This window comes from Cytobacillus eiseniae, from assembly GCF_017874625.1.
Classification (GTDB): domain Bacteria; phylum Bacillota; class Bacilli; order Bacillales; family Cytobacillaceae; genus Cytobacillus; species Cytobacillus eiseniae.
In genome coordinates, this window is the sequence record NZ_JAGIKZ010000001.1 from 117,800 (window position 1) to 132,596 (window position 14,797).

Annotated in this window: 13 protein-coding genes; all 13 read left to right on the forward strand. The window is 36.5% G+C overall.

The genetic code is table 11. The features are described from left to right. Positions 1–106: 106 nt before the first annotated feature. Complete coding sequence (gene fdhF / locus J2Z40_RS19690) at positions 107–2,170, forward strand: formate dehydrogenase subunit alpha (protein ID WP_342590306.1); 2,064 nt, start codon at positions 107–109, stop codon at positions 2,168–2,170. A 217-nt stretch (positions 2,171–2,387) separates the two neighbouring features. Continuing rightward, positions 2,388–2,783 carry a GntR family transcriptional regulator gene (locus tag J2Z40_RS00625; protein WP_066394806.1) on the forward strand — a complete coding sequence of 132 codons (396 nt, stop codon included), beginning with the start codon at positions 2,388–2,390 and terminating at the stop codon, positions 2,781–2,783. Beyond that, complete coding sequence (locus J2Z40_RS00630; RefSeq protein WP_066394803.1) at positions 2,770–3,675, forward strand: ABC transporter ATP-binding protein; 906 nt, start codon at positions 2,770–2,772, stop codon at positions 3,673–3,675. Before J2Z40_RS00625 ends, J2Z40_RS00630 begins: the two co-directional genes overlap by 14 nt. After that, a complete protein-coding gene (locus J2Z40_RS00635) occupies positions 3,650–5,599 on the forward strand; it encodes a DUF6449 domain-containing protein (RefSeq protein WP_066394798.1) in 1,950 nt (649 codons plus the stop codon). The genes J2Z40_RS00630 and J2Z40_RS00635 overlap by 26 nt, the downstream gene beginning before the upstream one ends. A gap of 33 nt (positions 5,600–5,632) precedes the next feature. Then, positions 5,633–6,154, forward strand: coding sequence for an RNA polymerase sigma factor (locus J2Z40_RS00640; RefSeq protein ID WP_342590307.1), 522 nt, complete (start codon positions 5,633–5,635; stop codon positions 6,152–6,154). A gap of 127 nt (positions 6,155–6,281) precedes the next feature. Continuing rightward, positions 6,282–6,965 (forward strand): response regulator transcription factor, encoded by a 684-nt coding sequence (locus J2Z40_RS00645; RefSeq protein ID WP_066394793.1) that lies wholly within the window; start codon positions 6,282–6,284, stop codon positions 6,963–6,965. A gap of 1 nt (position 6,966) precedes the next feature. After that, entirely contained in the window at positions 6,967–7,968 is a 1,002-nt protein-coding gene (locus J2Z40_RS00650) for a sensor histidine kinase (protein ID WP_066394790.1), read from the forward strand. Between the two features lie 92 nt (positions 7,969–8,060). Beyond that, a complete protein-coding gene (locus J2Z40_RS00655; RefSeq protein WP_066394785.1) occupies positions 8,061–8,744 on the forward strand; it encodes an ABC transporter ATP-binding protein in 684 nt (227 codons plus the stop codon). Continuing rightward, positions 8,741–11,311: an ABC transporter permease gene (locus tag J2Z40_RS00660; protein ID WP_066394784.1), complete on the forward strand. Its 2,571-nt coding sequence runs from the start codon at positions 8,741–8,743 to the stop codon at positions 11,309–11,311. The genes J2Z40_RS00655 and J2Z40_RS00660 overlap by 4 nt, the downstream gene beginning before the upstream one ends. Positions 11,312–11,426: 115 nt before the next feature. Beyond that, positions 11,427–12,152: a (S)-benzoin forming benzil reductase gene (locus tag J2Z40_RS00665; RefSeq protein WP_066399329.1), complete on the forward strand. Its 726-nt coding sequence runs from the start codon at positions 11,427–11,429 to the stop codon at positions 12,150–12,152. Between the two features lie 713 nt (positions 12,153–12,865). Beyond that, positions 12,866–13,555 (forward strand): sigma-70 family RNA polymerase sigma factor, encoded by a 690-nt coding sequence (locus J2Z40_RS00670; RefSeq protein ID WP_066394780.1) that lies wholly within the window; start codon positions 12,866–12,868, stop codon positions 13,553–13,555. A 17-nt stretch (positions 13,556–13,572) separates the two neighbouring features. Next, a complete protein-coding gene (clpP, locus tag J2Z40_RS00675; protein WP_066394779.1) occupies positions 13,573–14,154 on the forward strand; it encodes an ATP-dependent Clp endopeptidase proteolytic subunit ClpP in 582 nt (193 codons plus the stop codon). Positions 14,155–14,429: 275 nt separating this feature from the next. Then, complete coding sequence (locus J2Z40_RS00680) at positions 14,430–14,753, forward strand: hypothetical protein (protein ID WP_066394778.1); 324 nt, start codon at positions 14,430–14,432, stop codon at positions 14,751–14,753. The last annotated feature ends 44 nt before the right edge of the window (positions 14,754–14,797 follow it).

Sequence of the window (14,797 nt, forward strand, 5' to 3'; positions counted from 1 at the left end):
ATACATAATATAGTATAATAGAATCGTGTTAAGTGAAAATTGAAATAATAAACCGCACTTTTGAAATCGCTTTCATTAATGTTCAAGCAATAAGGGAGGATGTAAAATGAGTGATCCAGTAAAGGTAAAAACCGTTTGTGGCTATTGTGGCACAGGCTGTGGGCTAGTTGTAGAAGTAGATAATAATAAAATTGTGAAAATACGTGGAGATAAGGAAGCACCCGTTAATAAAGGACAGACATGTGTAAAGGGTTCATTTGCTTATGAATATGTTCATGCAGAGAGCCGCTTAACTTCTCCATTAATTCGTAAGGCTGGAAAACTAGTTGAGACAACATGGGAAGAGGCTTATCAGTTTATTGCTCAAAAGCTAAATGGAATCAAAGAGCAATTTGGACCTGAAGCCATTACGATGTTTGCTACTGCGAGAAGTACAAATGAAGTAAACTATGTTACGCAAAAATTTATGAGAACAGTTATTGGCAGCAATAATATCGATGGCTGTAACCGAACGTGACATGCTCCGAGTGTTGCCGGTCTGGCAACTGTATTTGGTAGTGGATTTCCTACTAATAGATTAGAAGATTTTGATCATACAGAAGTTCTTTTGTTAATGGGTTCGAATACAACGGAGGCTCACCCGATCATTGCTAATCGCATGAAGAAAGCAGTGAAATCAGGATTGAAAATTATCGTGATTGACCCTCGCCGGATCGATATGGTGAAAAGTTCACATCGCCATTTGCAAATTAATGTTGGTTCAGATATCGCATTAATGAATGCAATGATTCATGTGATTATCGAGGAAGAATTATATAATCCAGCATTTATTGATCAATTTACCGTTGATTTTGATACATTAAAAGAACAAGTGAAAATGTATACTCCCGAATTTGCATCTGAGATTACCGGGGTTGCCCCGCAGGATATTATTGAAACAGCAAGAGAATATGCGACTGCAGATAAAGCAATGATCGCTTATACTTTAGGTATTACTGAGCATCATTGTGGTGTGAATAATGTGTTTGATATTGCTAATCTTGCCTTATTAACTGGCCATATAGGAAAAGAAGGAAGCGGCATTATGCCCCTTCGTGGACAAAATAATGTGCAAGGTGCAGGAGATATGGGTTGCCTTCCGAATATGATGCCTGGTGCGGTAAGTATTACAAATGATAAGTACCGCGAAAGATTTGAAGAAGCATGGAATGTGAAAATCAATCCAATTGCTGGAGATACACAAACAAGAGCATTTGAAAAAATGGAAATGGGTGGAGTGAAAGCACTTTATTGTATTGGGGAAAACCCATTAATGGCGGATGTGCATATGACTCATACACGGAAGCTACTTGAAGGTCTGGATCTGCTCATTGTACAAGATATATTCCTTACTGAAACAGCAAAGCTTGCTGATGTTGTTTTACCTGCGAGATCTTGGGGAGAAGTGGAAGGAACATATACGAATACAGACCGCAGAATTCAACGTGTAAGAAAAGCGGTAGACGCTCACCCAAATACAAAAGATGATTGGGTCATTCTTTGTGAACTATCAGAATTGATGGGTTATCAGATGAACTACAATAATAGTGAAGAAATCTGGGAGGAATTGCGTGAACTTGCATGGGAAATGTATGGTGGGATGCCATATTCAAGATTAGATAAAGAGTATAGCCTCCATTATCCATGCCCTGATGAGTCACATCCTGGTACATTCATTCTTCATGAGAGATACCATAATCACGAAATTGCAAGTGGAAAGCAATCTCCATTTGTACCAGTAACGTATACAGAGCCAGTGGAGCTTCCAGATGAAGAATATCCATTTACACTTACAACTGGTAGAAGGTATGAATCCTATAATACCCATACTCAAACGAAATTTTATGCGAGTGGTGTAAAAATCAAACAAAAAGAAGAAACCGTTGATATGCATCCTGAAGATGCAGAGAAACTTGGCGTAGAAACTGGTGATGTTGTTGAAGTCAGTTCCAGAAGGGGCAGTCTTCAGGTGAATGTAAAAGTTACCGAACAGGTTTCACCAGGTTTAGTGTTTATGAGTTTCCACTTTAGTGAAGTGCCGACGAATGTTTTAACAATTAATGAATTTGATCCGATTTCTGGAACAGCTGAATTTAAGGCATGTGCGGTGAAGATTCAATCATTAAAATAATTTCTTAAAGGAAAAGTGCTCAGCACTTTTCTTTTTTTGTCGTGAATAGGGTTCAGTTTAATAGCTAACTAGCACTTTATTAATCTTATCGAGCATTTCAAAAAAACAACTAAAGTTTAATAAAAAGGGATTGATTTCCTGTAAATTTGTATTATAATCAAACTGTATTAACTGTACTAGGTATGATAGTACACTATGTACAGATGGGAGAGTGCATATGTTTGAGTTGGATATAAGGAGCCGAAAGCCGATCTATGAACAATTGGTTGAAAAGCTTAAAGAACTCATAATAACTGAAGTGTTAAAGACCGATGAACAGTTGCCTTCCGTCCGATTGCTAGCCCAACAGTTAACGATCAATCCGAATACAATTCAAAAAGCATATCGTGAACTTGAAGTGCAAGGGTATATCTATTCAATTAAAGGAAAAGGCAGCTTTGTTAGTCCAGCAAGTGATGGATTTAATACGGAGAAGCTTCTTAAAGTGAAAAAGGACATCATGAAGCTGGTGTCAGAAGCGATGTACTTAGGTGTAACAGCTGATGAGCTAATAACAATGATAAAAGAAATAAATTTGGCCATCGGAGGAGGGATAGAAAATGATCAAAATTAGTCACGTCCGCAAGACATTTGATGGGCTAGAAGCAATAGAGAATATTAGTCTTACAGTTAATAAAGGCTCGATATACGGATTGCTCGGTTCGAACGGTGCTGGGAAAACGACTCTATTAAAGATACTATCTGGACTTTATATACAAGATGAGGGATTGATTACAATTGATGGGCAATCGGTCTTTGAGAACCCAGATGTCAAAAACAAGATCTTTTTTATCCCAGATACACCTTTTTTTCTTCCGCATTACACACTCAATCAGATGGCACAGTTTTATCAATGTAATTATCCTAGGTGGAATGACCAACGCTATCAAGAGTTAGTTGCTTTATTTCAAATAGATATACATAAGAAGCTCCACCGTTATTCAAAAGGAATCCAAAGACAAGCGGCATTTATCCTTGCTTTATCCACAGTGCCAGAAGTATTGATTCTTGATGAGCCTTTAGATGGACTGGATCCAGTCATGAGGAAAAAGGTGAAGGGACTTTTAATTGATGATGTAGCTGAAAGGGAAATGACTGTTTTAATTTCATCTCACAATTTGCGAGAAGTGGAGGACCTTTGTGATTTTGTAGGGATTATGCATAAAGGACAAATGATGATTGAAAAGGAATTAGATGATCTTAAATCTGATACTCACAAAGTGCAGATAGCCTTTAAGGGCGGTGTGCCAGTTCCACCAGCTATATTGAAATCTGTTAAAGTCCTTCATAAAGAGAAGAGGGGAAGTATTCTTTTATTAATTGTAAAAGGAAAAGAAGAGGAAATTACAGCAAATATAGAAAAATATCAACCTGTTATTTTCGATATCCTTCCACTGACACTTGAAGAAATTTTTATTTATGAAATGGAGGATGTTGGCTATGCAGTTGAAAATATCCTTGGTTAATAAAGAAATAAGAAAGATGATTATGAGAAGTGTCGGCTGGGTTGCGATTGTTCACTTTCTAGTACTAATATTTTCGGTGCCATTAGAAATTTTAATTACGACTACTGGGGAACAACGGCAATATATTAGAGCAGAAAGCCTATTCTCGTTTCACTATGAGATACAAGTCGTATTAAATATTGGTATTCCTGTCCTAATGGCTATTTTTTTATTTCGCTTCCTTCAAGTGAAGTCCTATAGTGATTTCATGCATAGTCTTTCGATAAAGAGGGAGCGACTTTTTCATCAATATGCTTTAACAGGAATCATTCTTTTAATCGTGCCGGTATTGCTGATCACTATCATCGTTTGCGCTTTGTACCAACCGCTGAACTTAGCTGAGTTTTTTTCATGGGCAGACATTTTTAAGTGGCTTGGCATCACAATTATGTTTAATCTTCTTGTCTTTTTGGCAGGGGTTTTTACCGGAATGATTTCGGGCATTTCCGTTGTTCAAGGAGCTCTCACATATGTATTTTTATTACTTCCAATTGGTTTGCTCGTTCTTTTAACAAATAATCTTCCATTTTATCTATATGGATTTGCTGATCGTTATGTGATGGAAAGTAAGGTTGAAGCATTTTCGCCATTAGTTGCACTTAGTCAAGTAAATTATAGACCATTAGGGCTAATTGAAATCATTGTTTATTGTGCACTCATCTTCATTTTATACGGTTTAGCATTATGGGTTTACAAAAACAGAAAGCTTGAAGCTGTGACACAATCACTCGTATTTCCTTTGTTAAAACCCATTTTCAAGTATGGGATGACCTTTTGTTCGATGCTTCTCGGTGGATTGTACTTTGGGATCAAGGAGGGAAATACAACTTGGCTGATTACGGGCTATGTGATTGGCGCTATCCTTGGCTACTTGCTCGCCGAGATGGTTCTACAAAAATCTTGGCGGATCATTTTTCGCATTAAAGGACTTTTTATTTATGCAGGGGCAATGGCCCTCTTGGTCATTCTTTTTCAATTCGATTTTACCCAGTTTGAAAAAAAGATGCCTAATTTAAATGAGATCGAACGAATTCATTTAAGTAATAGTAATTACATGTATAATGATGCCGAAGATCCTTTTTTCCTGACCACCGCTGAAAATATGGATTTAATTAGAAGGCTGCACAAAGATATCATTGCAAACAAAAGCAAGAATACAGTGACTAACAAGAGTGAGCATGCTTTTTTTGTTTACGAATTGAAAAATGGCAAGAAGCTTGTTCGGGATTATATGATCGACAAAAAAGAATATGCTCATTATTATAAATTGATTCATGAATCTGAAGAATATAAAAGGGTTACAAATGGGATTTTCAAAGTGAATGAGGATCAAATAGAGAAAATCACGATCAACCCTTATGGATCCATTCAGAAGAAAGCTGTCATAGTAGATCCAGCAGACTTGAAGGAAGCAATGGCCGTATTAAAAGATGAAATAAATACAGCAACCTATGAGGAAACAATCGATAATAGAGATCCTCTTGCATTCATTGAAATCATGCAAAAAAATGATAGAACGGTAGGGCTTGAATGGAGAATATCATATAAGAAGTTTGAGGAATGGCTGGACAACAAAGGGTTACTAGAACAGGCCAAAGTATCAGCAGATGATATTTCATATGCCTATATTGTTGATGCAAATGATCTTGAAATCAATTATGCACAGGGATATTCACATGAAGAGCTGTTTGAACAAATGAGTAAGATTAGCCATGCCATCAAAGTTACGAATAAAAACAGACTTGAAGAAAGCTTGATAAATGCCACCGGAATTCATGATGGGCCCTACATGATTGGATTTTATTATAAAGCGGACGGGTCCATTGAAATTAAAAGCTTTACGGGTGAGCATATTCCTGATTTCGTTCAGCAATATTTTAAATAAATCAAAGTTTAAGGATGAGAGAGGAGGATATGAGTGAATTGCTTTTGCATGGACATGAATGACATATGTAAATTGTACGGCAAACGATTATATCAAGTCACTTACTGCATTACAAGAGACTATTACTTGGCTCAAGATGCCGTACAGGAAACCTTGATAAAAGCCTATCAAAAGAGGGACACAATAGAAGATCCGGAGAAAATAGGTGCTTGGCTTTCTGCGATCGCAACAAGAACAGCCATTGACATTGTCCGGAAGGAAAGAAAATTAAATGAGCGTACGGCGAGTCATATCGAAATCGAGACGACAAATATAAAAATGGATCAAAACATTGAACAAGAAGTAGAAGTAAATCTTTTAAAAGAACAAATCTATCAAGCAATTGACTCACTTTCCCTCGATCAAAGGAAAGTGTTTCTACTAAAAATAAATAACGGATTAAAAGAAAAAGAAATAGCCATTCTATTGAAGCTGAATCAAAATACCGTAAAGACGAAAATCTATCGTGTAAGAAAGCAGCTAAAGGAAATGCTAATTGAAAGCTTGTCTGCATAATTTCAAGGGATGGAATATAGAAAGCACATGGCCGATTAGGATAGAAAGTTGCCATGTGTTTTTTTGTAATGGTGTTTATGATATTTTAAAGTAATACGAGAGACCTAAAAGACAGGATGAGTATCACATGAAAATTTTAATAGTTGAAGATGATAAAACGATTGCATCAGGGCTTGAATATTCATTGCAGCAGGATTCCTATTCTACTGTTATTTGCTTTGATGTTGCTTCTGCAAGAAAAGTTCTTTTAGAACAATCGGATCAATTGGATTTATGTTTATTCGATTTATCCCTGCCAGATGGAAGCGGATATGAATTATGTAAGATTGTAAAGGAAAGTAGCGATATACCTGTCATCTTTCTAACGGCAAATGATGATGAAATTAATGTTGTGATGGGGCTTGATATGGGGGCGGATGATTATATAACAAAGCCCTTTCGTATTCGCGAACTTCTGTCACGAATAAAGTCAGTCTTAAGGAGATACCAGAAAAGTCCACAAAAAAATTCTACTATCTACATAGAAAACATTCGAATTAATACACTTGAAGGCAAAGTGTTTAAGCAGAATGAGGAGATGACCTTAACTGCATTGGAGTACCGACTATTGCTCATTTTTGCAAATCATATCGGACAAGTACTGACAAGAAACCAGTTGTTAGAACAAATTTGGGATGTGGCGGGCGATTTTGTAAATGACAATACGTTGACCGTTTACATTAAAAGGTTGCGTGAAAAACTGGAGGATGATCCGCAAAACCCGACATTGATTAAAACGATAAGAGGATTGGGCTATAAGGTGGGTGGATAGGATGCTCCGTAATCGCGAAATAACCATTTTATTAATAGCGATGTGTACAATTAGTTTAGCTTTGATTATGATTGCAGTCTATTTTTCATACACAGCTGCTTTATTCGTATTTATTACCTCTATTCTTCTTATTGGCTGTAGCTTTATATTCACACGCTGGCGATATAAGGAAATAGAAAAGCTCTCCAGCTATCTTCGCCAAATAACTAGTGGCAATTATTCACTCGATGTCCGTGATAATCAGGAAGGGGAATTGAGTATATTGAAAAATGAGATGTATAAGGTGACACTTATGCTATCTGAACAAAAGGGAGTATTAAAGCAGGATAAAATCATGCTTACGAATGCCATCTCCGACATTTCCCATCAGCTAAAAACGCCACTCACTTCGATGATGATGATGGCTGATTTATTAAAGGATGCTAAGCTGCCAATGATAAAGAGAATGGAATTTACAAACAGTATTCTACAGCAGTTAGAGCGCATGGAGTGGCTAGTTTCCTCGTTATTAAAACTATCAAAGATTGATGCAGGTACGATTGCATTTAAACAAGAAAAAGTTTCTGTAAAGAGATTAATTGAGAAAGCATTAGAGACCGTTTTAATCCCGATGGATATTAAAGAACAAACACTTACGATTGAGGGAGAAGAAAAGGCCACCTTTGTCGGAGACCAAAATTGGACGTGTGAAGCTCTTATAAACATCCTAAAAAATTGTGTAGAGCATACACAAACTGGTGGATCACTTTCGATTTCTTTTTCAGAAAATGTTCTTTACACTGAAATATTAATAGCTGATAACGGGGAGGGAGTTGCAAAAGAGGATCTCCCGTATATTTTTAATCGTTTTTATAAAGGAAAGAATGCTGGGGAAGATAGTGTGGGGATTGGACTTGCGATGGCTCATAGTATTATTAAAAGTCAAAATGGGGATATTCATGTGCAAAGCAAGCAGAAGAAAGGCACCCAATTTCAATTGAAGTTTTATAAACAAATCATTTAATGTTAAGTGACTAAATTGTCATAATTGAAGTCACTTGATAGTCATTTTAGACAGATAAACTAGTACCATCAGCAAAATATGGAGGGATATCAATGGATATTTTAAAAATAGAGAATCTGTCTAAAATATACGGCAAAGGTGAAACAGCAGTAAAGGCGCTTGATAACGTTTCATTTTCGATCAGAAAAGGGGAATTTGTAGCAATTATTGGTCCGTCCGGTTCGGGAAAATCAACTTTGCTGCATATGCTTGGTGGAGTGGACAGGCCAACGAGCGGGAATGTGTTTGTTGATAATACGGATATTTATCAGTTAAATGAAACACAGCTAGCCATATTTAGACGAAGACAAATTGGCTTAATCTATCAGTTTTATAATCTTATTCCAGTATTGACAGTGGAAGAAAATATAACACTTCCATTGCTGCTTGATGAACATAAAGTGGATAAGCAGCAGTTTGCAGAAGTTGTGAAAATATTAAATTTGCAAAACCGCTTAAACCATCTTCCGAATCAGCTTTCAGGAGGACAGCAGCAAAGGGTTTCAATTGGCCGAGCGTTAATTAGCCATCCAGCAATAATGCTAGCCGATGAGCCAACAGGTAATCTTGATAGTAAAAACAGTAGTGAAATTATTGATCTTCTAAAAATGTTTAATAAAACATATAACCAAACACTAATCGTCATTACCCATGATGAACGAATTGCTCTGCAAGCGGATCGCGTGATCACAATTGAAGATGGGAGGATTGCTAATGATGAGGTGATTCGTCCATGAACATCATTAACAAACTAACGGTCAGACATTTAAAGCAAAACAAGAAAAGGACACTTGTTACCATTATTGGTGTCATCATTTCTGTGGCAATGGTAACGGCTGTTGCAACACTTGGGATTTCTTTTATGGATTTGATGAAAAGACAAACAATCGCGAGTGATGGGGAATGGCATGTTCAATATAAGGATGTCAATAATGAACAGCTTGAAGCAATCACGACAGATGAAGAAACGGAAAAAGTGGTCCTATCGAGGGATCTTGGTTATGCAAACTTAGAAGGAAGTCAGAATGAAAACAAGCCGTATGTTTTTGTGAAAGAATATGATGCGGAGGGTTTCAATCAGTTTCCAATTGAGTTAAGTCAGGGAAGGCTGCCAAAGGAGCCGAATGAAGTCGTTCTTTCCGAAGAGATTGCTTTAAATGGAAAAGTGGAGTTTGAAGTGGGGGATTCACTGAAGCTTGAAGTAGGTGATCGTAAAGGTCTAGGTGGCTATCTATTAACGCAGATTGACTCCTTGCAAAAAGAAAATGGAGAATTAATCGAAAGCTTGGATGGAAAGGAATTAAAAAATTATACAATTGTAGGGTTCATCAAACGTCCGACATGGGAGCCGACCTGGTCACCAGGTTATACAATACTTACTTATTTAGATGAAAAGACGATTACAGAGGATGATCCTGTTCGTGCAACCGTCGTATTAAAAAAGGTGAAGCGTTCATTGTATGAACATGCGGAGACCTTAGCAAATAAAGAAAATATCGATTTAACGTCTATTTCTTATAATAATGGATTACTGCGCTATTATGGTGTGACAAATAATGATGGATTAAAAAGCACCTTATTTTCTTTATCAGCAATTATTATCTCAATAATAATTATCGGATCGGTTTCACTTATTTATAATGCCTTTGCCATTTCAGTTTCTGAACGGGCACGTCATTTAGGCATGCTCTCAAGTGTAGGTGCAACGAAAAGACAGAAGAGAAATTCAGTGTTTTTTGAGGGCATGATTATTGGCCTTATTAGTATACCGATTGGCATTCTTAGTGGCCTAGCTGGTATTGGGATTACTTTTTTGTTCATTAATTCAATCATTCAGGGCGCTCTGGGAGTAACGGAGAAGCTAACGGTTACTGTCACGCTTGGTTCCATCTTAATTGCCTGTGGTGTATCGATCCTAACGATCTTTATATCCACCTTTGTTCCAGCAATGAAAGCTTCCAAAATCTCTGCAATTGACGCGATCAGACAAACTTCAGATGTAAAGCTATCAGGGAAACAAGTGAAAACATCGAAATTTGTTCGGATGCTATTCGGCATTGAGGCAGAAATCGGTTTAAAGAATTTAAAGAGAAACAAACGCAGATACCGGGCCACAATTTTTTCATTGGTCATTAGTATTGTTTTATTTTTATCCGTATCTTATTTTACAACGAGCTTAAAGAAATCATTGGTACTGTCACAGTCTGGTGTGGACTATGATATTCAGGTTTCTGTCAATCAAGAAAGGGATGATCTGATAAAGACAATTACTTCCCTTGAAAATGTGACAGAATTTAATGTGGTAAAAGAATTAAACGCCACTTCCTTTATAAAGGAAGTAGCGATTGCAGATGAATTGAAGGAAATGTTGGTGGCAGGGGAAAGCTCCCTTGCATATTATATAAGTATACATGCGCTAAACGAGGATAGTTTGAAGTCTTATGCAAAACGAGTCGGTACTGATTATGAACAGCTGAAAAATCCAGAGAAAATTTCTAGTATTGTTATTGATACTATTAAGTATGAAGATATGAATGCAGGAAAGTATGTTGAAACAAAAGCGATTCATACGAAAATAGGAGAAAAACTTAATGTAGTTTATGAAGATTGGGAGACAAGTGAGAAGACGGAGCTGGATCAAATTGAGATTGTGGCAACAACCGATCAATACCCGATGGGTGTTCACTCAGGCGGAGTTGGGGGATTAGATATTATTGTCTCTGAACAAGTGATGAATAAGCTGACTGAAAAAATTCCCAATCCGGAAATCGCTTCCTATATTTATTTAAAAAGCTCAGATCCAATGAAGACACAGCAAGAAATGGAAGAGATGAAGGATCATAGTTTTTCATTCTATAATGTGTATCAAGGAAGACAGCAGGAAGAGCAAATGCTCATGCTTATGTCTGTCTTTACTTATGGATTTATTGTCTTAATTACTGCAATCTCGATTGCAAATATTTTTAATACAATCTCTACAAGCATTGCTCTCCGAAAACGTGAATTTGCGATGCTGAAATCGGTAGGGATGACTCCAAACGGTTTTAATAAAATGATTAACTATGAGAGCATCTTTTATGGAATCAATTCATTACTATTTGGTCTTCCGTTAAGTATCATTGTCATGTATTTAATTTATAAGGGAACAATGAACAGCTTTTCTTATGCATTCACTCTCCCTTGGACAAGTATGCTCTATTGTCTAATTGCAGTATTTGTCATCGTTCTTTCTGCGATGCTTTACTCGAGTGGCAAGGTGAAGAAGGAAAATATTATAGATGGATTAAAACAGGAAAATATATAGATGAATTTAGAGGGGAAGAAGAATGTCTACAGGTTGTAGGATTCATCTTCCTTTTTTTGTGAGTGTTGTGTTACCTTCATTAGTAAGTACATATTGTAAAAAAGGGGAGAAGGCAATGAATGTCTATATTATTACAGGTGCATCAAAGGGAATCGGGTTTGAACTGGCAAAACAGTTGAGTGAAGAAGGACATTATGTTGTTGGTATAGCACGGACAGATTGTGAACTCGAAAACGTGAAATTCTACCGAGCGGATATATCGAAGTCGGAGAAGTTAGAATCACTATTGGCTACTATCTTGACTGCTGTTCAGTTAGATGCGAGATCAATCACACTTATTAATAACGCTGGGATGGTTGAACCAATTGGATTAATCGGCACAGTGGATGCTAAGGAAATGGCAAATGCGATGGTTGTTAATTTAACAGCACCTATGATCCTTTCCAATCTATTTATTTCAAAGCTGAAAGATTTTAAAGGGAAGAAGCGCATTGTCAATATCTCATCTGGAGCAGGGAGAAATCCATACGAAGGCTGGGGGACGTATTGCACAACAAAAGCAGGTTTAGATCATTTTTCAAGAGTCATTGCGCTTGAACAAGAAAAAGCGGAATATCCAGTTAGAATTGTTTCCATTGCTCCAGGCATTATCGATACTGGCATGCAGGAAACGATTCGTGCAAGTAGTGAAGATGCCTTCCCGCTCTTAGATCGGTTCATTGATTACAAGGAACAAGGAATGCTAGTTAGTGCGGAACAAACAGCAATGAAGCTTATTTCATTCATAGAGAATAAAGATTTTAATAAGATTGGTCCAATAGCGGACATTCGTAATTTTTGAATATATTTGTTTTTTTTGTGAATCATGGATGGAATTATTTATTGGCGGAAGTTTTATAACGCCCGAAAATTGGAGAATCAGAAAAATTAGTAGTTAAGCCAGCTTTATAACGCCCGAAAATCGGAGAATCAGAAAAATTAGTAGTTAAGCCAGCTTTATAACGCCCAAAAATTAGGGAATCAAAAAAATTGGTAGTTAAGCCAGCTTTATAACGCCCGAAAATCTGAGAATCAGAAAAATTAGTAGTTAAGCCAGCTTTATAACGCCCGAAAATTGGAGAATCAGAAAAATTAGTAGTTAAGCCAGCTTTATAACGCCCGAAAATCGGAGAATCAGAAAAATTAGTAGTTAAGCCAGCTTTATAACGCCCAAAAATCGGAGAATCAGAAAAATAGGTAGTTAAGCCAGCTTTATAACGCCCGAAAATTGGAGAATCAGAAAAAATGGTAGTTAAGCCAGCTTTATAACGCCCAAAAATCAGAGAATCAGAAAAAATGGTAGTTAAGCCAGCTTTATAACGCCCAAAAATCGGAGAATCAGAAAAAATGGTAGTTAAGCCAGTTTTATAACGCCCAAAAATCGGAGAATTAGAAAAATTGGTAGTTAAGGCCGTTTCAAACGCGTAATATATCTATAAAATTTTTTAAAACCCGTATCTTTTTATTCCACAATAACCGTTATAAATATAAGGAGGTTTAAAAGGAGTGATTAGAATGGTTAGCAGTAGAAGCTTGATTGCCAATAAAAAGGCTCAAAAAGAAGGATGTAACGAATGGAATGAACTATACCCTCGTCTTCGAAGATACTGCCATTTTCTCGCAAAAAATAAATGGGATGCAGATGATCTTGTTCAGCAGTCATTCCTAAAAGCAATACTGCATTATCAGTCATCTGATGTAAATCCAGCACTTTTGAATAAAATTGCCTATCATCAATGGATTGATACGATTAGAAAAAGAAAACAGGAAATTGTCGGTATTATTGAAGAAGAAGCTGGCAAATTGGCTGTGATTGATTCTGACAGATTACTTGATACAGTAGCGCATTTATTAAAAAATGTAACGCCAAAACAAGCGATTGTTTTTTTATTAAAAGAAGCGTTCAGTTATCAAGCGAAGGAAATTGCGGAATTACTAGATACGTCGGAAATGGCAGTTAAATCATTAATTCATCGAACGAGGAAACGGCTGGAGAAGGAAACTCAGCTTCAATCCATTGATTCTTTTTGGTGTGAAGAAGAAAGGGAATTATTGTGTAATCTCATTCATCAATCACTACACGCTGAGGACCCGGCAGTTTTGATTGATTATTTAACTGAGTTACCTTCATTGGCTGAAGTTCCAAAGAACGCTAAACAAACATATTCAAACTCTCCTCTAAACCTTTATTCCATGGCTGCATAAAACAAGGAGGAAGATAAATGGGAACGATACCTTATGTCATTGAGCAATCTAATCGTGGAGAACGATCTTATGATATTTATTCGAGATTGTTAAAGGACCGTATTATCATTATAGGTGAAGAAATTAACGAACAAGTAGCAAATAGTGTAATCGCTCAACTTTTATTTTTGGAAGCTGATAATGCGGAGAAAGACATCTCGATTTATATTAATAGCCCAGGTGGATCTACAACGGCTGGCTTTGCCATTTTCGATACGATGGAATACATTAAACCAGATGTTAGCACGATCTGTATGGGAATGGCTGCATCGTTTGGTGCGTTGCTGCTTATCGCAGGAACAAAAGGAAAAAGATATGCTCTACCAAACAGTGAAATTATGATTCACCAGCCACTTGGGGGTGCACGAGGCCAGGCGACAGAAATTGAAATTTCTGCACGTCGAATTTTAAAGCTCCGGGATCATGTGAATGAAATTATTGCGGCACGCACAGGCCAGCCTGTCGAAAAAATCGCCAAGGACAGTGATCGTGATTTCTATATGAGTGCGGAAGAAGCATTGGAATATGGGATCATTGATAAAATTATTACAAGAAAATAATGAGAAGAACGCTTTGCTTCGATTTAGAAGTGAGGCGTTATTTTTAGTCAAAAAAAGTATTGGTAGTTGTTCGGGATGATAGTCTGAAAAATGATATATATTCATAATTATATAATAGGATTTAATCAAGAAGTTTTAACTAAATTGAACAAAAATGTATATTTTCTATATTTATAGACTATTTATACTAAAATTTACAATTATTAACTTGACTAAATATTCAGTAAAATATACACTAATAGTGTAATAAATATAATTAAGGGAGTAATTTGCTTTTGAAGAAAGTTATTTTTGGACTATTGTTAATATTTACAATGTCTACCATTAACTTTGCTGTAAGTTTACCAACAAGTGCAATTTCTATGGATGGGCCCGAAGCACTAGTTGAAGACACAATTTATGTATCAGGGATTTCAACAATTAGCTCAGAAGATTGGATTTTCTATTCAATGCAATATAATGGATACCTATACCGAGGATATATAAGCAAATATTATCCTGGAGCGACAGGACCAGCTGCTTACCATGGAACTCTTTATAGAGCTCCTCTACCATATCCAACACCATTTATTGGACAGATAGAATCATCAGAATACTAAAATATGTTGAAGCTCTTTCTTTCAATTTTAGAAAGTTAAGAGCT